General features: G+C 46.0%; 20 protein-coding genes and 2 rRNA genes (1 of these 22 cut by a window edge). 12 read left to right on the forward strand and 10 right to left on the reverse strand.

Annotation, left to right across the window (positions count from 1 at the left end):
- From NDA03_RS24925 to NDA03_RS24935, 3 genes are all read left to right on the forward strand, one after another.
- Positions 1–104: ribosomal RNA gene (locus tag NDA03_RS24925) — 23S ribosomal RNA — on the forward strand (it extends 2,784 nt beyond the left edge of the window).
- 60 nt (positions 105–164) lie between these two features.
- Positions 165–282 (forward strand): 5S ribosomal RNA (rrf, locus tag NDA03_RS24930).
- Between the two features lie 190 nt (positions 283–472).
- Positions 473–2,320, forward strand: coding sequence for a caspase family protein (locus NDA03_RS24935; RefSeq protein WP_190411488.1), 1,848 nt, complete (start codon positions 473–475; stop codon positions 2,318–2,320).
- 42 nt (positions 2,321–2,362) lie between these two features.
- Here the strand turns inward: NDA03_RS24935 and NDA03_RS24940 are convergent, their stop codons facing one another.
- The 3 genes from NDA03_RS24940 to NDA03_RS24950 are packed head-to-tail and all read right to left on the reverse strand — an operon-like array spanning position 2,363 to position 4,945.
- Complete coding sequence (locus tag NDA03_RS24940; RefSeq protein WP_190411489.1) at positions 2,363–3,448, reverse strand: nucleotidyltransferase domain-containing protein; 1,086 nt, start codon at positions 3,446–3,448, stop codon at positions 2,363–2,365.
- 3 nt (positions 3,449–3,451) lie between these two features.
- Positions 3,452–4,600: an acyl-CoA dehydrogenase family protein gene (locus NDA03_RS24945; RefSeq protein ID WP_190411490.1), complete on the reverse strand. Its 1,149-nt coding sequence runs from the start codon at positions 4,598–4,600 to the stop codon at positions 3,452–3,454.
- A 24-nt stretch (positions 4,601–4,624) separates the two neighbouring features.
- Positions 4,625–4,945 carry a nucleoside triphosphate pyrophosphohydrolase gene (locus NDA03_RS24950; RefSeq protein ID WP_190411491.1) on the reverse strand — a complete coding sequence of 107 codons (321 nt, stop codon included), beginning with the start codon at positions 4,943–4,945 and terminating at the stop codon, positions 4,625–4,627.
- A 15-nt stretch (positions 4,946–4,960) separates the two neighbouring features.
- On the opposite strand from NDA03_RS24950, the gene NDA03_RS24955 reads away from it, so the two are divergent.
- Positions 4,961–5,533: a hypothetical protein gene (locus tag NDA03_RS24955; RefSeq protein WP_190411492.1), complete on the forward strand. Its 573-nt coding sequence runs from the start codon at positions 4,961–4,963 to the stop codon at positions 5,531–5,533.
- A 131-nt stretch (positions 5,534–5,664) separates the two neighbouring features.
- Here the strand turns inward: NDA03_RS24955 and NDA03_RS24960 are convergent, their stop codons facing one another.
- Entirely contained in the window at positions 5,665–7,956 is a 2,292-nt protein-coding gene (locus NDA03_RS24960; RefSeq protein WP_348239472.1) for a DNA phosphorothioation-associated putative methyltransferase, read from the reverse strand.
- 197 nt (positions 7,957–8,153) lie between these two features.
- On the opposite strand from NDA03_RS24960, the gene NDA03_RS24965 reads away from it, so the two are divergent.
- On the forward strand, positions 8,154–8,777 hold the full coding sequence (locus NDA03_RS24965; protein ID WP_348239474.1) for a 2OG-Fe(II) oxygenase: 624 nt from the start codon (positions 8,154–8,156) through the stop codon (positions 8,775–8,777).
- On the opposite strand, the gene NDA03_RS24970 is transcribed toward NDA03_RS24965, so the two are convergent.
- Positions 8,774–9,655, reverse strand: a complete 882-nt coding sequence (locus NDA03_RS24970; protein ID WP_348239475.1) for an alpha/beta hydrolase — start codon at positions 9,653–9,655, stop codon at positions 8,774–8,776. The two genes, NDA03_RS24965 and NDA03_RS24970, sit on opposite strands and share 4 nt — an antisense overlap.
- A gap of 92 nt (positions 9,656–9,747) precedes the next feature.
- Here NDA03_RS24970 and NDA03_RS24975 point away from each other — a divergent pair, with 92 nt between their 5' ends.
- Positions 9,748–10,605: a prohibitin family protein gene (locus tag NDA03_RS24975; RefSeq protein WP_190411495.1), complete on the forward strand. Its 858-nt coding sequence runs from the start codon at positions 9,748–9,750 to the stop codon at positions 10,603–10,605.
- Between the two features lie 255 nt (positions 10,606–10,860).
- A complete protein-coding gene (locus tag NDA03_RS24980; protein WP_348239476.1) occupies positions 10,861–12,801 on the forward strand; it encodes an ABC-F family ATP-binding cassette domain-containing protein in 1,941 nt (646 codons plus the stop codon).
- 51 nt (positions 12,802–12,852) lie between these two features.
- Here NDA03_RS24980 and NDA03_RS24985 read toward each other — a convergent pair whose 3' ends face one another.
- Positions 12,853–13,977 (reverse strand): THUMP domain-containing protein, encoded by a 1,125-nt coding sequence (locus NDA03_RS24985; RefSeq protein WP_348239489.1) that lies wholly within the window; start codon positions 13,975–13,977, stop codon positions 12,853–12,855.
- Positions 13,978–14,011: 34 nt separating this feature from the next.
- Entirely contained in the window at positions 14,012–14,569 is a 558-nt protein-coding gene (locus tag NDA03_RS24990; RefSeq protein ID WP_348239477.1) for a Uma2 family endonuclease, read from the reverse strand.
- Between the two features lie 57 nt (positions 14,570–14,626).
- Between NDA03_RS24990 and NDA03_RS24995 the strand changes: the two genes are divergently transcribed.
- Together NDA03_RS24995 and NDA03_RS25000 are read left to right on the forward strand one after the other, a co-directional pair.
- Positions 14,627–14,752, forward strand: coding sequence for a hypothetical protein (locus NDA03_RS24995; protein ID WP_348239478.1), 126 nt, complete (start codon positions 14,627–14,629; stop codon positions 14,750–14,752).
- Positions 14,753–14,782: 30 nt separating this feature from the next.
- A complete protein-coding gene (locus NDA03_RS25000) occupies positions 14,783–15,064 on the forward strand; it encodes a hypothetical protein (RefSeq protein WP_190429356.1) in 282 nt (93 codons plus the stop codon).
- A 106-nt stretch (positions 15,065–15,170) separates the two neighbouring features.
- Here NDA03_RS25000 and NDA03_RS25005 read toward each other — a convergent pair whose 3' ends face one another.
- Positions 15,171–18,329 (reverse strand): MFS transporter, encoded by a 3,159-nt coding sequence (locus tag NDA03_RS25005; RefSeq protein ID WP_348239479.1) that lies wholly within the window; start codon positions 18,327–18,329, stop codon positions 15,171–15,173.
- A gap of 269 nt (positions 18,330–18,598) precedes the next feature.
- Here NDA03_RS25005 and NDA03_RS25010 point away from each other — a divergent pair, with 269 nt between their 5' ends.
- Positions 18,599–19,225 (forward strand): TenA family transcriptional regulator, encoded by a 627-nt coding sequence (locus tag NDA03_RS25010; protein WP_348233282.1) that lies wholly within the window; start codon positions 18,599–18,601, stop codon positions 19,223–19,225.
- 30 nt (positions 19,226–19,255) lie between these two features.
- Here the strand turns inward: NDA03_RS25010 and NDA03_RS25015 are convergent, their stop codons facing one another.
- The gene (locus tag NDA03_RS25015; RefSeq protein WP_348233281.1) at positions 19,256–19,708 is read right to left on the reverse strand and encodes a hypothetical protein; all 453 of its coding nucleotides are present in this window, start codon (positions 19,706–19,708) and stop codon (positions 19,256–19,258) included.
- 126 nt (positions 19,709–19,834) lie between these two features.
- Between NDA03_RS25015 and NDA03_RS25020 the strand changes: the two genes are divergently transcribed.
- Positions 19,835–20,794, forward strand: coding sequence for a site-specific DNA-methyltransferase (locus NDA03_RS25020; RefSeq protein ID WP_348239480.1), 960 nt, complete (start codon positions 19,835–19,837; stop codon positions 20,792–20,794).
- 21 nt (positions 20,795–20,815) lie between these two features.
- Here NDA03_RS25020 and NDA03_RS25025 read toward each other — a convergent pair whose 3' ends face one another.
- A complete protein-coding gene (locus NDA03_RS25025; RefSeq protein ID WP_348239481.1) occupies positions 20,816–21,373 on the reverse strand; it encodes a Uma2 family endonuclease in 558 nt (185 codons plus the stop codon).
- 267 nt (positions 21,374–21,640) lie between these two features.
- On the opposite strand from NDA03_RS25025, the gene NDA03_RS25030 reads away from it, so the two are divergent.
- On the forward strand, positions 21,641–22,060 hold the full coding sequence (locus NDA03_RS25030; protein ID WP_190411505.1) for a peptidylprolyl isomerase: 420 nt from the start codon (positions 21,641–21,643) through the stop codon (positions 22,058–22,060).
- The last annotated feature ends 20 nt before the right edge of the window (positions 22,061–22,080 follow it).

The raw sequence follows: 22,080 nt of genomic DNA on the forward strand, positions 1-22,080 counted from the left end.
ATAATCCAGTAAGGTCACAGGAAGAACACCTGTAAATAGGCGCCAGGTGGAAGTGCAGCAATGTATGCAGCCGAAGCGTCCTAATAGACCGAGGGCTTGACCTCAACTCCTAAAACTAAACTAACGTTACTATGCAGTATTGAGGGTTCATCCTCACATTCTTTCCTGGTGCTACTAGCGTTGTGGAACCACACCGACTCCATCCCGAACTCGGAGGTGAAACGCAACTGCGGCGAAGATACTCGGTGGGTGACTGCCTGGGAAAATAGCTCAGTGCCAGGTTGATTTTTAGTTAGATTGACTATAATAAAGGGTCGCTCTTCAAGAGCGACCCTTTATTATAGGATTGAGCTAATGCAAACTGCTTTGTTTCCACTGTGCAATTGCCAAAAGAAGCCGTTTCCTGTAGTTTGCTTGTTAGTAAATGCTATTTTTGGGCTACCCTCTCTAATAGATATCTGGGGCATGGGTCATGGCAAATCACTGGGCGATCGCAATTGGCATCAATCAATATCAGTTTTTCCAGCCTCTAAGCTATGCCCAAGCGGATGCACAGACGCTGTGGCAGTTTCTGGTTGACGAAGCTGGATGGTCAGCAGACGAGTGTCTGCTGTTAACGGACACCTCACCGCCGATTAGCGATCAGTCAACTTACCCTACTAAGGAAAACCTGCTGGATTGGTTTGATGAGTGGTGCCATGCGCCAGTAAACGTCGATGATTCGCTCTGGTTCTTTTTCAGTGGGTATGGAGTAACCTTCGACGGGGAGGATTACCTAATGCCCAGTCAAGGAGACCCAGATGAAATAGCGGAAACTGGTATATCTGTAAGATCGCTCTTTACCACTCTCAAAGAGTCGGCGGCTAAAAATATTTTGGTGCTGCTAGATATAAACCGCAGTCAGGGCGGTCAAGCAGGTGCAAAGGTAGGGGCGCAAACTTTGGAATTAGCCCAAACAATGGGTATTGCCACAGTCCTGTCCTGCCAAGTTGATCAATTTTCTTACGAAGCGTCCTCACTGGGTCATGGATTATTTACAGCAGTACTGCTAGAAGGACTGCGATATAACCAAGGCAAGAATTTGGAGAGTCTGGAGCGTTATCTGCGATCGCACCTGCCTGAGTTGAGCGAACACCACTGGCGACCCGTTCAGATACCCTTGAGTGCAATACCCTCTTCGGCAAGTAACTACAAACTCCCAACGCTCCTCCCGAACGGAGTGATGAACTGGAATGCGACCTTAGCTTCAGATACACCTCCAGTAGCTTCCACTTCTGGTATGCACAACGTCGGAATGGATCGTCAGGAGGCTACTCCGGGTATGGTGGGGCATAATAACGTAGCTGGTGCAGCCGCCTTGACCCAGAAGCAGACTTCTAAAGGATCGGAGACAAACTATAACCCTTCCGGCATCCGCTCAGGGATTGGTCAAGGTGCTATCGTCCCCCAGACAAGTGTGTCATCTACTACCCTTGTAGATGACACACCCTGGTGGTTGAATCTACTTTTGTGGTGCGGTGGTATCGCACTGATAGTGGCATTGATCGGGGGGGTATTTCTCCGTAACCGAGCCGCATTTATTGGTCAGCAGGCAATAAATACTTCAACGGATGCCGCTCCTGGCAGCACCACACCGGCTGCTGTATCGTTACAGTCAGCTTCTTCAGGTTCCAAATCCCAGAATGCAGTGGGGGGCACCGAGACCCAAGCGGGGGCGAATCAAGCGGTGTTGGATAGAGCAAGAACTTTGATCGTCCCAAATCAAGCTTCTCAGTTTAGTCAGGCGATCGCAGAAGCCCAGAAAATAAAACCAGGCGAACCTCTCTACGAACAGGCACAGCAAGACATTGCACGCTGGAGCGGTGTGATTCTGGATTTAGCTAACGGGCGGGCAAAACAAGGGCAGTTTGATAAGGCGATCGCGGCGGCACGACTGGTTCCAGAGGATAATCAGTCCCTTTATAAGGAAGCTCAAGGAGCAATCGCCAGCTGGCGTGAAAAAGCACAGCAACAGCGAACCAACAAAATCCTTCTCCAATCTGCTCAAGGATTAATTCAACCCGGACAAGCTTCGTCTTACACTCGCGCGATCGCCGCTGTTCGCAAAGTACCCCCCGATCAGCCTGGATATACCGAGGCACAACAGTTAATTGCCCAGTGGAGCAAAACGATTTATCAGACAGCGCAGACTCGCGCCTCTGATGGAAGGCTTAAAGAAGCCATTCAGACAGCGGCTTTAGTCCCGAAAGACACACCTACCTATACGACTGCCCAGAAGGCAATTGACCAGTGGCAAAAAAAGGTACAAGGTACAAAGTAAAAGCCAAATTTGCAAAAGACAAAACGTTGTCCGCTATTAGCCTTACCACCCTTGCATTGCCACTAAATCAATACAAAGTCGATTAATTGCTTCTCTATCTACACTTCTAGGCAGGGTAGATTTAGCGTAGGCTTCATCGAGTCCTTTGTACAAATTGTTAGCGATCGCCATGACTTCTTCATAGCGATACTCGCCGTTTTTAATGGCTAGCAATTCCCGTGCATCGCCGGTTTCCCGGCGATCGACTATTAAGGTTTGTGTCTCTAAAATTTCGATACCTGTTCTTAATAAGCGGATAGCCTGCATCGCAAATTTAGAGTCATACCCCACTTTAGCTTCCATCGCTGCCCGTGCTGGATTGCGATTTTTTTTCCATTGTTGGTAGTTATCGTATTCTCGGCGGGCGTTTTGATACTGCTGGCTTTTTTGCAGCAGTTTAATAAATTCTTCCGAGCTGCCGGTAAGTTTCCGGGTGTACTCCAGCGGTTCTTCTGGTAAAGCGTATTGCTTCAATACCCCCTTAAAATCAATTTTGGCAGTTAGCAAATTATAAAGTTCCTGCCCTTCTTCCAAAAACTGAATTCGGCCTCTAATTAACAAGTAGAGATATTCTAGAAACGCATGAATTTCGCCCACCGTCAGCGCTTGGGCAGGTTCTAATCCAAAGTCTTCTGGCTCAGGTTTTCTGGTTGGTGGTTCGAGTAACCAGCGGCGGTGAGACTCTAATTTTTTTATTTGGGCATAACCGTATCCCGCATAAGTGTGCTTCACCTTTTTTGACAGAAACATCTGTTTATAGCGTCTCAAGGTATTACCGACTTCAGTTAAAAGAACATAATCTTTGAACCAGAGAAGCTCTAAAATATTTGGGTTGTTATCGGCAGACAGTTCTAAAAATTTTTTCAGCTCATAAATACAAGTATCTTTAGTCAGATAAGAAAATTCTCCAGGCTCTTCTGTCCAACCTCTATCCTTTTGTTCAATTTGAGAAAATCCCAGGTAATAAGGCTTAGTTGCCACAAAAATACCGCGATAGTCATAGTCTGAGGTTTCAGTCGCTAAACCGTAGCCCCTGGAACCTGTCAAAGCAATCAGAATCGTTCTAGCTTCAACTTCTTGGCGATTCATAGATTAATCGGATGAGGAATAAGTTTCAAGTTGCTGTTTGTCGGTCCCAGGCTGAGTCTCCTCAGTGCTGAGAGAAAGTGCGGATTCTGAACGCACCAACCTGTTGAGCGTCGCCTCCATGACAGCCGTGGTTTGACCGGAAACAGTAAACACCAGTGCCTCGCGGTAAACTCGCTGTGCTGCGTGGTGGCTGTAGTTGGCGGCACCACGGGAAACGGTAACGGCAGCATGGGCACACCGCACAGCTAAATCAATTGCCCAAGCTCGGATTTGCAGACGATCTGCAAAGGGTTTAGAGGGATGTCTGATGGCAGTGCTACAGGCGGTGAGTTCCCGGTCGAGTGACTTAAAAGCTTTGGAAATAAAGGCGTTAGGCTTGGTTAGAGCAGCAGCTTCCAGAATATCAAGTCCAGCTCTAGCGCATCCCAAAGCAAAAAAGCCTTGGTGAAGGACATTCTTCAAATCGTTTTCGTGAATCCAACCCGCAGGCTTGATAGAGACAACACGCTCTTGAGGCAAAAACCAACTGGTAAGATTTGCAGTGACGGTATTGGTTGAGGTCATTGCTGCCAGTTGCATTGGCTGGGTAAATGTAATTGCACCCCCCATCTCCTGATACTTGGTAACAAAGGGCACAATGCCAAAGACTGCGCCCCCATCGGGGAGTGTTGCGGCGACAATAAACTCTTGAAACAAGCCCCAGCCCGTAACCCAAGGCACTTGTCCCTCTAGATGATATCCCCCTTCTACCGGAAAGGCTTTCACAGTTGGGTCGCCCTGCCGCCGCAATTGAGAGAAGCCGACACCGACTAAAATCTGCCCGTTGCTCATACGGGGAAGATACTGGCATTTAAGAGAACAATTTTTGCTGGCGACAAGCATCCCAGCGGCACTTTGATGTTGAGTCTGCAAGAATGCCAAAGCACCGGAATATCTTGCAATTAGCTCTTGAAAAGTCCGAAAAGTCTGTTCACTGACTTCGGAACCACCCCACTCTTGGGGAACTCGCAACGCCAGTAAAAAACGTTCGCCAAGTCCTTTAAGCGCCTCTCGTAGTGCTTCTGGGCTGCCATCTATCTGTGTGGCTAATGGTGCAACCGATTTTCTTAGATAAGACTCGGCGATGTCTAGCAGGTGTAGCGGGTTATCCATACCTCTACCGTATCGACTTCGCGGCTACTGAGTCCACAATAATCGAAAGCGCTGGTCAAAGCCACCTCGCTCTGAACGTCGTTTTTCTTGTTCTGCCAAAATTGAGGAACGCTCTATTTGACAAGCTGCACGCAAGGCATCGATGACTTCGTATAGGTCAGCGAGTTCTTTCACTAAGTCTTGAGCAGTAGCTTCAGCAGCTTCTTGCGCTTCTTCGATGAGTTTATCTCGCAATGCTTGGTGATACGCTGCTTCTGTCATTACCTCTACTTCACACTCTCGCCCTGCTTGGTGAATGATTTCGGGAATGCGATCGCGTACCAGCTTATTGTACTCTTGATGCACTATAGTTCCTCAACGATGAAAGAAGTTTCCCTAGGAAAATACCTTACTTTAGAGGATTTTTGCACCTGTACCCAGACTTATCAAAAGTACGCATCCAAAATTTATCCATTTCCCCAAAATCCAGAAGAAACGCTGCCTGCACTACAAAAGCTAAATCAACTTATCTTAGATCCAATAATTGACTATTTCGGCGTTAATGATTTTCACCTAACTTATGGCTTTTGTTCCAAGGACTTAAAAAGATACCTAGATAAAAAAGATTCGGCGACAGGTCATAAAAATGGTCGAGTTGCACCGGAACTAGACCAGCACATGGCGCATGAAATGAACAAGAATGGTAAATATTACTGTAAACGACTAGGCGCTGCCTGCGATTTTTTGATCGTTGGTTCAGATAGCGATCGCGTTATCGATTGGATATTAAGTCAAAAATTACCATTTGATTCTCTATACTTTTATGGAGTAGATAAACCAATTCATATCAGTTATGGTTTTCAACACAAGAGAGACATCAGAACCTTCACAGCATCGGGGCAACCAACACAAAAGGGAATTGAACATTGGATTCAGTTAGCAAAAGAATTGTGAAGCTAGTTTGAATTGAAATTAATGAATTTTTTTTAACTACAAAGTTTTGCCAAGGAAAGCGCAAAGTTACTCCAAGGAAAGAAAACAAAAATCTTTGAGTACATCAGGGTTAACCTTTGCGCTCTTTGCGTTTAAAAAGATGTTACTTTTGTATTTTTCCTTTTTTCACGAACTGCTGTTAATTCCTGCACCCGAATCGGATCGGCGTCTTTACGCCAGCAAAGACAATAATCTTCTATTTCTAGGCAGTTTGCCTTTAAGCATCGTTGCCAATCTCTAAGCGTTTTAATAGTCCGCTCATCATTTAAAAGCCCCCAGTCTTCTTCCTGTTGAGTGAGTCGGGAAAACTTCTCATAATTCGGATAATCGGGGGTAATAACAGTTTCTTTTCGATGTAGGATTGGTGGATTAACATCATCTTCGTAATCCCGGTAGCTGACGCTCAAATCTCTCAGATCGATTTGCATACTGGTGTGCAGGACCGGATGAGGATCAGTATCGAAATTGGGATAGAACAAATATGAAACTTTTGGTTTATAGGTGTGAAATTTAATTAGCGTGGCTTCATCCATGCGTCCAATTGTACGACTAGCGCAGCCTTCGTAGAGGCGCAGCAACGGTTCGAGTTCGGAAAAAGCTGAAACATGAACCATGAAGGAACTAGGATAGAGAGGCGTGTGCTTAAAACCAGTGGTACAGCCAACCAAGCTTTGTTGACAGCAGTGGGCAATCACACCGGGATCGCCTAGACTAAATAGCATTTCCTCAGCTAATTCCCAGGCTTCGTCGTAGCTACCAAATAAACATTTGATATCGTTACGGACTTCTGGTGATATTTGTTTGAGCTTGAGATGATTGAACTTGCCTAGTGCGAGATAAACTAAAAGGTCTAAGCGGCGTTTTTGAGCGATCGCATCCCACTCTTTTTGGTCAGTTGCTTGTAAAATGACCTGAAAGGCACGGCGAAAACCACCAAATTCAGTCCTCAAATTTTCTAATTCTGGTTTTTCATTTTTGACTGGCAGACGACCGCGTTCGGTGACAAAAGCCATTAGGGGTGCCAGCATTTCCTGATAATCTTCAAATCGCTTGATGTTGGCACGAACTTTGGGAGTTGTGGCGCGAGAACGAAAGCGAGAGGCGCGGTAAGCTTCGGCAAGCCTTTCATCTCGGAAAACAAAGTAAATGCCTAATGCAACTGGCACCGCATTAACATTAAGAACCTGGTCAATATAAATTTTCAGTTCTTCCTGTTCGTAGTATTTCTGAAAAGTATTGCGGCGAGTAATCACCCCATCGCCGTAGGCAAGTTGACCCGTTCCTCGGTCATCAATTAAAACCAGTGCAGCAACAATTAGGACTTTTTCTGTTAACTCCCAGGCGTTTAATAATGCTTCTCGACGCTCATCTGTGCGTTCAATAACATTGATGATATAACCGAGATTAACAATATCAGCGGTGGTGCGGGGGGTATCCGGAGAGTAATAAGGGTCCCATCCAGCGCTGGTGTAGCCCTTTTCCGCTATGTGCTGAATATCGCTTCCGTAGCCGCAACCATAGTCAAAGAAAGTGCTATCTTCACTAAATAAGCCAGCTTCTAAAGCGAGACGCACGGGGCGAGAAAGATTTTTACGAGCAATTGCAGCTTTGTGACGCTCTATTTTAGGCAGTGTCGAATGTAGAGAGGTTGGATGTAAGTTCTCTACAACTTGCCGCCGAATAACTTGATGACCCTGGATTTCGACACCATAATCTTGTAAGCATTCTAACCAACCCCGAAGCGTTCCAATGCCACGGGTTTTGTCTAAAAGCCGCAATTTCTCTTCTTGCCGAGTGAGGTTGGCGAATTTTTCGTAGTGGGGATAATCGGGGGTGACAAAGGTTTCTTTGCGGTGGAGGACAGGGGGATTGTCGCTAGTACTGTAGTCTCGGTAAGTTGAACTCCCGTCCCGAACATCAATCTGAATGCTAGCTTGCAAGGCGGGATGAGGGTCGGTATCAAAGTCAGGATAAAACAAGTAAGAGATTTTAGGCTGCTCGATGTTGAATTTAATTAGGGTAGCGCCATCAATATGTCCCACCGTTCGTCTGGCATAGCCCTCGTAGAGCCTCAGCAGAGGGTCGAGTTGAGAAAGTGCTGACACATGAACGTAGAGGGCACCAGGCAGCAATTTACCGATGGGACTTTGTTGGCAGCAGTTGACAATGATACTCAGGTCGTTCGCGCCTAATAAAATCGGCTTGTCGCTGTCAACCCAGCCATGAAGATTATTTTGAAATTCGGTGGCTAAGTTTTCCAGGTGGGAACAATCATTGCTAACAGCAAGGTAGAGGAGAGTGTCTTGACGGTGATGTGCTTTAGCGCAGCGGTTCAGAAACAGCTTGGCATCCCACTCTTCTACTTTGTATGTGTTCAGCATCATGGTCGCACCATTTCCCTGAAACAATGATGGATACAAAGTAGAGTAAACCTATTAATTCCTAAATGGCTGATTTGCTCATTTCTGTAAAAATAATTTACTTAATTTTGAAATAGTCGGGATGGGGCGGTGGAATGTACACAACAAGGTGCAACAAGCGATACAACTAACAAAAGGACATTTCATTTTCTGAGAGTTTCTTGAGCTACTACCGTCTACAACACCAAGTTTTTGAGCCTGACTACCTCAGCGAATTGCAGGGGCAGATTCTCGCTTGTCCCTATTTTGCGGTTAACAACTTGAACCGCGACTTTATCTGCACTAAGGGATTTTCGGTTGTATTCCAGCGTTCGGGCTTGAGCGAAGTTGAACGAAGTTTTCCCTTTTTCAAACCTTATCTCAACGTGGCTTTGCACTCAACGTGTAATGCTTTCTATCTCAATCCCCTGATGCTGAAGGAGGGTTCCCGCGTCGATCCTCACATTGACCGTAGTCTGCGCTCTTACTGCAAGAGTATCGAACCGCCAGCCAGGGTGAGTGTCCTGTATGTTCAAGTGCCACGGGATTTGATGGGAGGAGAGTTAGTGTTACGCTGCCAGAAGCGCAATGTAGGACAAGTCCGCCCGCAAGCCAACACGTTGCTAGATTTTCAGGGCGATTTAACTCATTCAGTGAATCAAGTCACCAGTTCAGGGTTTCGCCTGAGTTTGGTTTGCGAGCAGTACAGCTTGTGTGAAGACCAACTCCAAGAGATTCCAGAGTTTACGATTGAATCGAGGGCGATTAAGTCAAAGGGAAAGAAGAAGGAAAAGCTAAAAATTTAGCAAAATTCTAGAATATGCTGGGCGGTAATTTGGGACTGTTCCAAGTGAGGAACGTGACCGCAATTTTCGATCCAGATGAGTTGAGAAAGCGCGATCGCTCTTTTAAATTTCTCTGCGTCAGCCGTCCCTAAAATCCTGTCAAACTCTCCCCACAGAATCAGTGTCGGCTTGTCGATTTGGGCAATTTTATCGCTCAAAAAGTTGTACCCCCCGCTTTTGGTGAAGGCAATCAGGGCATCATGCCAATTGGGGAGATCCAGGTGCAACGCCGCACACCGTAAGGCATCGAGGGAGGCAAAGCTTTGATCGTGATAAGCACTGCGTGAAATGCGATCGCGCACTTTCTGATTTCGCAAAAATGAAGTCGCCAGGTTACTGATGGGAGGAAACAACAACCTGCCGATGTTGGGGGGACTAGCGAAACCAGCGCTATCAATCAACACCAACTTTTGCACCGCTTCCGGGTAGGTGAGGGTAAAATCAATTGCCGCTGCACCCCCCATTGAAGTTCCCACGAGAACGATTGGCTGGTTAATCAGCGTTTTCCAGAAGTAGTAGAGATGGGTTTTAATGGCTGTTGGGCTAAACGGGAGTCCAGCCGGTCGTTCGGTAAAGCCGAAACCCAACAAATCCACAACCCACGCTTCATTCTGGGTTGCCAGCAGTGGTAGGAGGCGACGGAACTCGAATATAGAGCTATCGAAGCCATGCAGCAACAGGATGGGCGTTCCGCCGCTACCCTGATGAACGTAGGTGGTAGCGATCGCCTGTTGCGAGAGAGGAGTTGCGATCGCAGTCTGCTCGATACTCTCTGCTAGGGCTATCGAGGTGGATTCTGTCAGCGCTTGGGCTGCGGATGGTAGAAAACGGGTAAACATGAGTTTTAGTTTACCGTGGAGAAGGGTGATACAGAAGTAGAGGTAGCAGACCATAACCCCTGAGTCACACCAAAACAAAAGGAGATCGGCTCTTGAAAAATCAGTACGCGCAGAATTTACAATTATCAATCCTAGGGATTATCACTGCCTTAGTCCTCTTTATTAGTCTCAATTCTTTTGTAATTATTAACCCAGGTCAGGCAGGAGTCATCAGCATCTTAGGGAAAGCGAGAGATGGAGCCGTGCTAGAAGGCATCCACCTCAAACCCCCACTGATCTCAGTTGTAGACATCTATGATTTGACCGTGCAAAAATTTGAAGTTCCGGCACAGAGTTCTACCAAGGATCTACAGGATCTCTCTGCTAGATTTGCCATCAACTTTCGCCTCGACCCTATCCAAGTCGTTGAGGTGAGAAGGAAACAAGGAACCTTAGAGAATATCGTGTCAAAAATTATTGCACCGCAGACTCAGGAATCCTTTAAAGTAGCAGCGGCTAGGAGAACCGTTGAAGAAGCAATTACTAAAAGAGAGGAACTGAAACAAGACTTTGATACTGCCTTGGGTCAACGGTTAGATAAGTACGGAATTATCGTGCTAGATACTAGTGTAGTTGACCTAACTTTCTCCCCTGAGTTTGCGAGGGCAGTTGAAGAGAAACAAATTGCCGAACAGCGGGCGCAACGAGCAGTTTATGTGGCGCAAGAAGCTGAACAAGAAGCCCAAGCAGACATCAATCGTGCTAAAGGTAGAGCTGAGGCTCAACGACTCCTAGCTGAAACCTTAAAGCAACAAGGGGGCGGGCTAGTTCTTCAGAAAGAAGCGATCGAAGCGTGGAGACAAGGAGGTTCCCAAATGCCAAAAGTTCTCGTCACGGGTGGTGACTCTAATAGCAGTATCCCATTCCTGTTCAACCTGGGTAATCTTCAGGATGCAACTGCCCCTCAATAGTTTTAGGGGGTAGATTCGCCTCTTCAGAATTAAGAAGGCGAACCATGAGCGAATAAAATTAAGGGTTGCCAGCTAACACATCGTTACGCTCAGTTATGCTCATGCTTCGCCCCTACATAGATGGTTTTGTAGGGGCGAAGCATTCGGGGGATAAACCCAAACACACTCCAAGAAATTCCGCTCCCAAATGCTTCGCCCTCTATTTAGGCAACTCACGGGCAACACCTACTCCCTCCAAACAAAGTTGAGAATAAGATGAGCATATTTACACTGCAATCAGTTAAAAAAGACTTTGGTATCAAAGAAATTTTAAAAGATGCCAACTTTAGCCTAGATCCCACAGATAAAGTCGGACTAATCGGCACCAACGGCTCTGGAAAATCAACGCTGTTGAAGATGATAGCCGGACTAGAACCGATTGATGGCGGTCAACTTTTAGTCAACTCAGGAGTACGGATTGTTTACTTACCTCAGCAACCCGACTTAGATGAAAATCTCACCGTTCTAGAGCAAGTTTTTGCTGATAGCGGGGAGCAAATGTCCCTTGTCCGCGAATATGAAGAACTGTCAGATAAACTGGCTCACAATCGAGAAGATAGCCAGCTCATGTCCCGCTTCTCTACGGTCATGCAACGCATGGATGCTACTGGTGCTTGGGAACTGGAGACAAATGCCAAAATCATCCTCACCAAGCTAGGAATTGAAGATTTTAACGCCAAAATTGCTACTCTATCCGGCGGCTATCGCAAGCGAATTGCTTTGGCAACCGCTTTGCTTTCGGAACCCGAAGTGTTGTTGATGGATGAACCAACCAACCATCTAGATGCTCTATCTGTTGAGTGGTTACAAAGTTATTTGAACCGCTATCGAGGAGCAATTCTACTCATCACTCACGATCGCTATTTTCTCGATCGCGTCACCAACCGAATTCTTGAAATCGACCGAGGCGACCTCTACACCTACGCAGGTAACTATTCCTACTATCTAGAGAAAAAAGCCCTCGCTGAAGAGTCTGCTGTCAGCAGTCAGCGCAAACATCAGGGAGTCCTTCGCCGAGAGTTGGAATGGTTGAAGCGAGGACCAAAAGCCCGGAGTACCAAGCAGAAGGCTCGGATCGATCGCGTCCACGAGATGCAAGCAACTGAGTTTAAACAAACTCAGGGCAAAGTCGATATTTCCACTCTGAGTCGTCGGATTGGCAAAAAAGTTATTGATTTAACTAATATTTCTAAAGCCTACGATGGGCGCACCTTAATCAAAGATTTCACCTATGCATTTAGTCCCGAAGATCGTATCGGCATCATCGGGGGCAATGGTGCAGGCAAATCGACTTTGATGGATATTATCACCGGGCGCGTTCAACCGGATTCTGGAAGCGTTGACATTGGCTCTACCATTCACATTGGCTATTTTAACCAACACTCTGAAGAATTACTCGCTGCATTGAATGAAAATTTGCGAGTGATTGACTACATTAAAGAAGTTGGAGAATATCTCAAAATTGCCGATGGCACTCAGATTACGGCTTCCCAAATGTTGGAGCGTTTTCTATTCCCTGGCAATCAACAATATGCCCCGATTCATAAACTTTCTGGTGGAGAAAAACGTCGCCTATTTCTATTGCGCGTTTTGATGAGTGCGCCTAATGTTCTCATCCTTGATGAACCAACCAATGACTTAGATGTTCAAACCTTAGCGGTCTTAGAAGACTATCTAGAAGATTTCCCCGGCTGTATGATTTGTGTCTCCCACGATCGCTACTTCCTCGACCGCGCCGTAGACAAAATATTTTCCTTTGAAGAGGGTGGCAATCTGCGCCAATATCCAGGCAATTACTCAGTTTACTTGGACTACAAGAAAGCCGAAGAAGAAGCAGCATTGCGCGAAGCTGCCAATGCTAAGGATAGCTCAAAGTCAGTGCAGCCCCAAGTACGTCCAGCAGAGCCACAACCCTCTAGTAACAATAACAACAAACGGCGTAGGCTTTCAACTTGGGAAAAGCGCGAGTTTGAGAAACTTGAAAGCAAGATTGCTCAATTGGAAACCGAAAAAGCTGAGGCAGAGAAAGCGCTTTATAATGCGGCTCCTGGTAAAGTCGCCCAAGTTGGGGAACTCTATCAAAAGGTGGAAACTTTAACTCAGGCTATTGATGCTGCGACTGAACGCTGGATGGAACTCGCTGAGATTGAGTCTTAACAGAATCGGGGAGAAAGATGAATGCTTTCGATGCTCCGCTGGCTTTAATTTCTAATACAATTCGTACTTGAGCAAGGTACACGCTAAAGAACCGTTATAAACAGGAATGCGACGAGATGTTTTGAGTCCTACTCTTTTCGATAACTCTTTGTTTCCGGTCAAAACAAAGGCAGTCCAACCTTTGAAGCGTTGTTTGAAAACATCACCGAGCATTTTGTAGAGTTCGCCCAATTCTCTCTCATCTCCCAGACGTTCTCCGTAGGGCGGATTACAGATGAGAACGCCGCTGTCTGCGGGTGCTTCCAATTGGGATAATTCGGTTTGCGTAAACGTTAGCTTATCTGCAATGCCGCACCGTTGGGCATTCGTGTGAGCTTGGCTTAGGATATCAGGGTCTTTGTCGCTCCCCCAAATTGGTGCTTTTAAGTCTGAGATTTCGCTGTTTTCGGCTTCCGCCCATATCTGGTCCCACAGATGTTCGTCAAAATCCAGCCAGCTGAAAAAGCCAAACTTTTCCCGAAATAATCCGGGGGCAATATTCAAAGCTTTTAAAGCCGCTTCTAAGGGGAGAGTTCCAGAGCCACAGAGCGGGTCTAAAAAGGGAAGATTCGCATCCCACTCTGCCATGTCGAGGATAGCAGCCGCTAGAGTCTCCTTAAGCGGAGCCAGCCCCATTGCGGGTCGATATCCCCGGCGGTGGAGACTGGTACCCGAACTGTCTAAACTTAAAATACAACGGTCTTGATGGATGTGGACATTAATCCGCACATCTGGATTTTCGGTATCAACGCTAGACCTGTGACCTGATTTGTCACGCTGTTGGTCTACGATGGCGTTTTTAACTTGTAAAGCCGTGAAGTGGGTGTGGTTAAGTTTTTGATTGCCTCCTGTACAGTCCACAGCTAGGGTGTTGTTGGGATGTAGATAGTCAAGCCAGGAGATTTTTTGCACCTCCCGGTAGAGCATCTGGGCGTCATAGCAGGCAAATTCATGGATGGGGACTAGGACTCGAAAAATTGTCCTTGCCCAGAGATTCACCCGGTATAGCATTGCTTTATCGCCAACAAAATGCACTCCAGTGAAATCAGGACGGACTTCCTTTGCCCCTAAACGTTCCAGTTCAGCAGCAGCAATAGGTTCTAGACCACGGGCAACTGTGGCAAAGTAGTGATTCATCATGAGAGCGATCGCATCTGTAACAGTGGAACCATTAAATCAGTTCTGCTTGTTCAAAAATCTGTCTGGGTGTTAGTTCCAAACCTAGAAGCAGGGTATCCACAATGGGCATCGTATCTGTGTAGACTTGACTCGATCCATCTGGGAAAAATACCCGGATATTCATCGCTTCAGGATCTACAACCCAGACTCTTAAAATACCAGCGTCAAAGTAGTCTTTCGCTTTATTTTCAAATCCTTTCAGGGTTTGGTCTGGAGAGATAATCTCAATCACCAGTTCGGGAGGCACAGGACAAGCTTCGTTCCGCTTCCAACTGGCGGGTAGGAGTTGGTAAGAAATGTAAGTCAAATCGGGTATAGGTGCCCAGTCTTGACCATGACGTTTCAACAGCACTGCCCATTCTTGAACAACTCGTCCTCGTCCTTTACACCAGGCACCAATGAGAACCCACAAAGCTGACTGTAGTACAGAATGAAAAAGCTTAGGAGACACTTTAGGCACTGCCTGACCATCTACAAACTCATAGGTTACATCTCCTTCAGGTAAAGCTAGAAATTCCTGTAATGTGAGTTTGGTTCCGGTGCCTACCATGACTATAAGTTATCCAAGTGGATGGGCTAATAAATCTATGGTACAAAAGCGCTCCCCTTGAGTTTAAATCTGGAAGTTGCCGGTTGGCTGGAGTCGGAGCAAGCCATGAATGAGATTTTAGAGAGCGATCGCTCTGAATTCACAACTTTCCTGAAAAAGCACCCAGTTGTGCGAACCTATTAGCAGTTCCATCACTCCGGTACTGGAGGAACAATGACGCCGATCGAGTTTCTGGTATTGTTGGTCATTGCTGCATTCTGCGGCGGCACTGGGCAAGCGTTAGTGGGTTACTCGGCAGGGGGCTGTCTACTCTCGATAATTGTCGGGATTATCGGTGCATACATTGGATTGTGGGTAGCCAAAGAGTTTAATCTTCCGGTGATATTTGCCCTCAATATTGGAGGGAAATCCTTCCCGATTATCTGGTCAATTATCGGCTCAGCTCTCTTGGCAGCCGCTCTCGGTTTGATCAATCGAACAAACCGGCGGCGATGACTTGGGAAATCTCAAGCTTTTCCAGAGAAAGTATTGAGCCGGATGCAAAATATAAGAAAAAGCCTCCTGAAAAGGAGGCTTAATTTGCTTGGAAATCGTTAAAGCTTTAGCTAAAGAAAGCGAAACCGGATACAGCGATGACTCCAGCGATCGCTGCGGTTGCTACGGAAGTTAGCGCGGTTCCAAAGAGCCACCAAGCAGCGGTTGCAGCGGATTTTCGGGTTTCCTCAGCTTGCTGCTTCGCTTTGTGCTTGAGGTCTTTGATGCGTCGTTTCGTTTCCTGCTGGAAGCGTTCAGCGCGGTGTATCGTACTCTCGCGCACCCCTTCAATCTGGTCGATGAGTCGGTTGGCATCCGCTTCAGAAATATCCTCACGGGAACTCAACAGCGCCACCAACGTGTCCCGGTCAAATTGCGAGAGGCGATCGCGCATCGCGTCAAATCCAGCTTGCGGATCGTCAAAGAGTTTCCGGAAGTCGCGCTTAATACCCTCGTAATTGAGTTCTGGACGCTCCAGGGAGTTGAAGTAATTGCGAATTTTGCCAAAAACTCCGTCAAGCACCGATTGCACTTTATGCTGGGCATTCTGCGCTTGTTCGACAAATTGATGGCGCACCGATTCGATTTGATCGACAATCCGGTTGGCTTCTTCCTCGGAAATATCCTCCCGTTGCGATAGGAGTGCAACAAAGGTAGAACGGTCGAAATGAGAGAAGCGATCGCGAATATTCTTCCACCCGGCTTGTGGATCGTTGAGCATTAATTGCAACTCGCGTTTGATGCCTTCCGGGTTGAGTTCTTCTTTGTCAGTGTTCCGCAGGTAATCTTCCAAATCGGTTTGGAAATTCCGAACCGTGTCTCTGGCACGGGTTGCCAAGCGGCGCGGGGCTTTGACAATGCTGTGAATCGCCTCTTGCACCCGATCGATTGCCCGATTGACTTGCTCTTCGCTTAAGTCTTCTCGTTGACTCAGCAGCTTCACCAAGGTTTCCCGATCGACGTGAGACAGCCGTTCTCTCAGGGCCAAACTTCCCTCTTTCGGGTCATTCAGGAGTTTTGCCAAATCCTGCTGGATGCCTTGCGGATCGAGTTCTTCCAGGTTGGTGTTTCGCAGATACTCAGCAATCTGGTTCGTCACTTGGTCGTAGCGATCCTTCGCTTGACCGGCTAATTGTTGCGGTGCGTGCAGAATAGTCTCTCGCACCGATTCGATCTGATGGATTGTGCCATCGATCTGTTCTTCGCCCAGATCGCCGCGTCCCTTGAGCAATTGCACCAGCGTATCGCGGTCAAAGTGAGAAAGTCGCGTCCGGAGTGCGGCAAGTCCTGCCTGAGGGTCATTGAGAAGCGTTTGCAACTCTCGCTTGATGTCTTCAGGATTCAGTTCTTCTTTGTGAGTATCGCGCAGATAGGATTCTACCCTTTGCCACAGTCCTTCGGCTTCAGATTTAGCGCGATCTTGCAATTCTTGAGCTTGAGACAAGACGCGATCGCGCGTACTTTCCAACTGACCGATGAGTTGATCGGCTTCCTCTTGACTCAAGTCTTCCCGTTGAGAGAGGAGTTGCACTAAAGTATCGCGGTCAAATTGCGAGAGGCGATCGCTTAAAGCATCAATTCCAGCATCCGGATCTTCTAGAAGTGCTTTGAAATCGCGCTCAATGCCTTCTGGGTTTAGTTCTTCCTTCCCCGTCGAGTGCAGATAATGTTCGACGCGATCGCGAAGGTCTTGCGACTGTTCTTGAGATTCCGCACCCTGGACGGTTTCAAAAACTTCCTGCCGAATACTATCCATCTGCTCGGCAATATCCGCGACTTGCTCGGAGGTGAAAGTACCCCGTGCTTCCAACACCCTCACAAAATAGTCCCGATTCAATTGCTCTATCTGCTGCCGAACTTTTCCAGGAGCTGCATCCGAATCGTAAATAACTTCTCTAAATTCCTGCTTAATCGTTGCTCGGTTCAAGTGCCAAGGTTTGGAATTTAGCAAGTAGTTTTCTACATCCGCCTTAATCGTGCTAAAAGATGGCGCAGGCACCTTATCGGCAACTTTTGTCCCAACCGTTTTAGCTTGTTCAGTTGCTTGCTCTTTCAAATGTTGCAACTGGCTGGAAATTTTTTCCACATCTAAATCGGAGAGATCCGTCCGCTTCATGACTTCTCCCAGTAACGCAGTTACACCCAACTGCATGGAGTGTTCCATCAAGCCATTGCCATGACTGCGCTCTGATTTGCCTTGTCCAACTCCAACAAGTTGAGAAAGCTTGGCAGAAAGCTCATTAGATTTCAACTCCTCTGGAGCGGCTTGTTTCAGAAAGTTGAGTAATTCAACCTGCGGATCTGTTTCCGTTGGTTTTTCTGTTCCCTGTTGTTGACCTAATACCTTCTGCCAAACAACTTCCAATTGCTCCGCAATCCGATTAACATCCTGCTTAGAGAAATCACTGCGGCTACTCACTAAATCCACAAAAGTCTGGCGATTGACATTGCGTAAAACGTCATTCCCCGCAATAGATTTCACATCAACATCGCTAAGTAACTTTTCTAAGTCGCTGCGAACCTTATTGATGTCTAGCTTTGGCAGTTGCAAATCTGTAAAGTAATCCTTAATTGTTTCTCGCAAGCTATCCGGATCGAGAGACGAACTCAATTCCCGGCGAACGGCGGCGGCGGATGCTTCAGCAGTAGAAACAATCTGCCTATTTATCGCACTCCCACCAAGCGCAGTGCTGGCTGTAGCCATCACCCCTTGCATCCCTGAACCCGCAGTGTTCACGACCGAACCAACTAAGGAACCCACCGCCGTAGAACTCACCCAAAGGAGCAGCAAAAAATAAGCTGACCAAATCACGACGCCAGTGATTGCACCTAAAATGACGCTGCTAATCAGAGTCAGCTTCACCGCCAGAAAACAAGCAATGAATATGGCAATATTGACCGTCAATAATGTCCAAATTCCTACCTTAGATTCAATGCTACGAACTTTTTCGCCCCAAGTCTCTGTATCATCATCATCCGCATCTAAGGGATTCTCTGCGGATGAAATCCCAGCAGCAATAGAAAAATTAGTTAACAAAAATTGGAAAGCAAAGGCCATTAATACTCCGGCAATCAAGGCAACAAAAAACTGTGGGCTTGAAAAAACAAGTGTTGCCTCTTTTATGGGGGTATTCGCGGCTTGAATCCCACTCGGAGCCACTGGAACTTTGGCAAGACAAAATTGTGTGCTGGACAAATTTAGCATCATTTTTACACTTTGAAACATGGTATTTACGCCTTCAAAGTCGAAAGATTACCTCTATGAGAGGTTGCGTTGTAAGTACACTTTTGCTTATAGTTTTGTAACGTTGTATCGTTAACGCTCTATACTCAATGTGGATAAAAAACCGTGGAGAATAACTCTCTCTAAAGTCTGAAAATTAGCTCGGTCTAAAGTTAAGAAATTAAACAAAAAGGCGATCGCTAAAACCTACTAAAATTAAGTATTAATACTCAATATCTCAATAAACTGCGAATCCACAATCTAAAATAGAGATGACCTTAAGCTGTCAACAACTTCTTCAAAAACATACTCAAGTTTGGCACCAAGCAACGGTGCATCCTTTCCTAGTGCAGTGCAAATTAGGAACCATTCAGCCGCAGCAATTTAACACCTGGCTGGTACAAGATTATCTTTTTGTAGTAGAGTTCACACGGATGGTGGCACAAATTTTGGCAGTTGCGCCGCCCGCTCATTTTGATGTCATTCTGAGTGGATTAGTCGCACTGAAAGAGGAACTCAACTGGTTCAAAGCAAAAGCCTCTCAACGACAATTGAATCTCAATACCCAAAAACAACCAACTTGCACAAAATACTGTGATTATATGCACAGTCTTTCGGCAATGCCACACCCAGTTCAAGCGACAGCACTATGGGCAATTGAGCTTGCTTACAATCAAGGTTGGCAATTACCAGGAGTCATGCCAGATCCCTATGCTGAGTTTGCCGACCGCTGGGGAAATCCAGGTTTTACGGAATATGTAAAACTCTTGGAACAGCAAGCAGATGAAGTGCTGCAAACTGCGTCAGAAACCGTTCAGCATCAAGCCGAAGAAGCCTTTTTAAAGGTGGCTGAATTAGAGCAGGATTTCTGGCAGATGGCTTTTAATGCAGCACGGTAGATGAAAAGGGTAAAAAGAAGCCTATAAAGGCTAATCCATGTAATCGTTTGTAATATCAAGATCGTCCGGATTATTTGAAGCAACTGGGCGGTTTCCAGCTATATGCATTGTCTCATCAATCCGAAGATTGCTAGAGCCAATTGGACGGTGCCCATCTACGTCAACAGTGCCCTGAACTTGAAAATCATTTGAAGTAATTGGGCGCTTTCCATCAATGTCCACGGTTTCACGAACCTGAATATCGCTTGGATCAATCGGTCGGTGTCCATCTACGTCAAGGGTGTCCTCAAACTGAAGATTACTAGAGGTAATCGGTCGGTGTCCATCTACGTCAAGAGTGTCTTCAATCTGAATATTATCTGGCGCGATTGGACGCTTCCCATCTATATCAATCGTGTGAGGAACCTGTTTTGGTTCGCTAGGTGAAGGAGAGGCAATATTTTTCTCCTGATTATTTCCCTTTTTTGGATTATCTCTGTTCATATTGTGACCTCTTACTTTACGCCTATGTTATTTATAACGTAATACAAGCTATAAAGAGCTTGTATTTGCTGATAATTGATTTAATTATACAATTTGTTTTGAAAGTATTCGTGAAAAATGGCAGCGATGAATCTAAAGAAACCTTTGTACGCTACAAATTACGGCGCTGCCTATATTGGTGATTCGCTTGAATTGCTAGACTGCCTTGAATCTGACTCAATCGATCTAGTAATGACCTCTCCTCCATTTGCTTTGCTACGCGAAAAAAGTTATGGAAATGTTGAGCAAGAAGCCTATATCGATTGGCTATTTGCCTTCTGTCGAAAAGTGCATCGCGTATTATCACCGCAGGGAAGTTTTGTCATCGATCTGGGTGGTGCTTATCAAAGTAAACGTCCAGTGCGATCGCTCTACAATTACCGGATTTTAATTAAACTCTGCGATCAGCTAGATTTTCGCTTAGCTGAGGAGTTTTTTTGGCACAACCCTTCTAAGTTACCTTCGCCGATTGAATGGGTGAATAAACGTAAGATCCGCGCGAAGGATTCTGTCAATACTGTCTGGTGGTTGTCAAAAACTGACTATCCTAAAGCGAATGTGAGTAACGTACTTGTTCCTTATTCGGAACGAATGAAAAAGCTACACGAGAATCCTGAAAAATACTATAAACCCAAAGCACGTCCTTCAGGTCACGATATTGGATCGGGTTTTGCTACTAATAACGGCGGTGCCATTCCCTCTAACTTGTTGCAAATTCCTAATAGTGAAAGCAATTCTCGATACATTCAACTTTGCAAAGCCGTTGGAATTGCTGCACATCCGGCGCGGTTTCCGCAAAAACTGCCGAGGTTTTTTATTAACTTCCTCACCGATCCAGGAGATACAGTCCTCGATATTTTTGCTGGATCGAATACGACTGGCGCGGCGGCTGAGGCTTTGCGACGGCGTTGGATTGCTTTTGAGCAAAATCCGTCTTATTTAGCTGCTTCTGCTTTCAGATTTTTAGAGGATAACCAAAGTATTGAGGCAGCTTCAGCGCTATTTAAAAGACTGGTGGCAAAGCCCGAAATAAGCAATATTTCTTAGTTTAGCGATCGCTACTTAAAATTAAAGTACTTCTGCTTCTTCAAAAACTTGTTTTGGTGTGATTTCCAATCCAGGAAATAATGAATCTATAATTGGTGCGCTATCAGTGTAGAGTTGACTTGTTTTATCTGGAGAAAAAACTCTAATACTTATGGCTTCAGGATCTACAATCCAAACTCGTAACACCCCAGTATCAAAGTAGTCCTTAGCCTTGTCTTCAAATTCTTTTATAGTTTGGTCTGGAGACATTATCTCAATTGCCAGTTCAGGAGCCACAGGACAGGCTTCGTTACGCTTCCAACTAGCGGGTAGCCGTTCAGAAGAGATGTACGTTACATCAGGTACAGGTGCCCAATCCTGACCATTCCGTTTCAACAGCACCGCCCACTCTTGAACAACTCGTCCACGCCCTTTGCACCAGGCACGAATCAGAACCATCAAAGCAAACTGTACAGTTGAATGAAAGTATTTTGGAGACACTTTAGGCACTACCTGACCATCTATAAATTCATAGATTACATCCCCTTCTGGCAAAGCCAGAAAGTCTTGTAGTGTGAGCTTGGTTCCAGTGCCTACCATGACCCTAAGCTACCTAAGCAGGTGATAAATAAACTTATTATACAAAAGCTTTTGATGGCTAGGTGACACTCGCATAGAGCGTACCACTTGTGCTATATGCTTCGAGCTAGATGCGTCAGAACAGTAAATCTGTAGCAGCGTCAAAGGATTACAGTTTTAAAATTAGATAAAGTAAAGATAGAGTGTTTTTGTTCTAATATAGTTTGTTTGTGGCATATTCCTAGCCACATCAATCAATCATCCGAAGGGATTAGAAAAGGAGAAACTATGACTCGCGCGATTATGGAAACCGACAAAGGCACAATCAATTTGGAGCTGTTTGACAAAGATGCACCGAACACGGTGAAAAATTTTGTTGACTTATCTGAAAAAGGGTTTTACGACGGTCTTAATTTCCACCGAGTCATCCCTAACTTTATGATTCAGGGCGGCTGTCCGCAGGGAACGGGAACAGGTGGTCCAGGTTACAAAATCAACTGTGAAATTAACCCCAATAAGCATCAGGCAGGAAGTCTATCAATGGCTCATGCAGGGCGCAATACGGGTGGAAGTCAATTCTTTATCTGTCACGCTCCTCAACCTCATTTAGACGGACAACACACAGTTTTTGGTAAAACTGAAGACATGAATGTAGTCAATGCGATTCGTCAGGGAGACAAAATTCTTTCTGTCAAGATTGAACGATAGTCTAAATGGCTTTTTAGCCG

It is taken from the genome of Trichocoleus sp. Lan, from assembly GCF_039961855.1.
Classification (GTDB): Bacteria; Cyanobacteriota; Cyanobacteriia; order Cyanobacteriales; family FACHB-T130; genus FACHB-T130.

Bases quoted from the DNA above. Each gene is read 5' to 3' on its own strand.
- NDA03_RS24935 (WP_190411488.1), top strand. From the start codon at position 473: ATGGCAAATCACTGGGCGATCGCAATTGGCATCAATCAATATCAGTTT.
- NDA03_RS24940 (WP_190411489.1), bottom strand. From the start codon at position 3,448: ATGAATCGCCAAGAAGTTGAAGCTAGAACGATTCTGATTGCTTTGACA.
- NDA03_RS24945 (WP_190411490.1), bottom strand. From the start codon at position 4,600: ATGGATAACCCGCTACACCTGCTAGACATCGCCGAGTCTTATCTAAGA.
- NDA03_RS24955 (WP_190411492.1), top strand. From the start codon at position 4,961: ATGAAAGAAGTTTCCCTAGGAAAATACCTTACTTTAGAGGATTTTTGC.
- NDA03_RS24960 (WP_348239472.1), bottom strand. From the start codon at position 7,956: ATGATGCTGAACACATACAAAGTAGAAGAGTGGGATGCCAAGCTGTTT.
- NDA03_RS24970 (WP_348239475.1), bottom strand. From the start codon at position 9,655: ATGTTTACCCGTTTTCTACCATCCGCAGCCCAAGCGCTGACAGAATCC.
- NDA03_RS24980 (WP_348239476.1), top strand. From the start codon at position 10,861: ATGAGCATATTTACACTGCAATCAGTTAAAAAAGACTTTGGTATCAAA.
- NDA03_RS24985 (WP_348239489.1), bottom strand. From the start codon at position 13,977: ATGAATCACTACTTTGCCACAGTTGCCCGTGGTCTAGAACCTATTGCT.
- NDA03_RS24990 (WP_348239477.1), bottom strand. From the start codon at position 14,569: ATGGTAGGCACCGGAACCAAACTCACATTACAGGAATTTCTAGCTTTA.
- NDA03_RS25000 (WP_190429356.1), top strand. From the start codon at position 14,783: ATGACGCCGATCGAGTTTCTGGTATTGTTGGTCATTGCTGCATTCTGC.
- NDA03_RS25005 (WP_348239479.1), bottom strand. From the start codon at position 18,329: ATGTTTCAAAGTGTAAAAATGATGCTAAATTTGTCCAGCACACAATTT.
- NDA03_RS25010 (WP_348233282.1), top strand. From the start codon at position 18,599: ATGACCTTAAGCTGTCAACAACTTCTTCAAAAACATACTCAAGTTTGG.
- NDA03_RS25015 (WP_348233281.1), bottom strand. From the start codon at position 19,708: ATGAACAGAGATAATCCAAAAAAGGGAAATAATCAGGAGAAAAATATT.
- NDA03_RS25020 (WP_348239480.1), top strand. From the start codon at position 19,835: ATGAATCTAAAGAAACCTTTGTACGCTACAAATTACGGCGCTGCCTAT.
- NDA03_RS25025 (WP_348239481.1), bottom strand. From the start codon at position 21,373: ATGGTAGGCACTGGAACCAAGCTCACACTACAAGACTTTCTGGCTTTG.
- NDA03_RS25030 (WP_190411505.1), top strand. From the start codon at position 21,641: ATGACTCGCGCGATTATGGAAACCGACAAAGGCACAATCAATTTGGAG.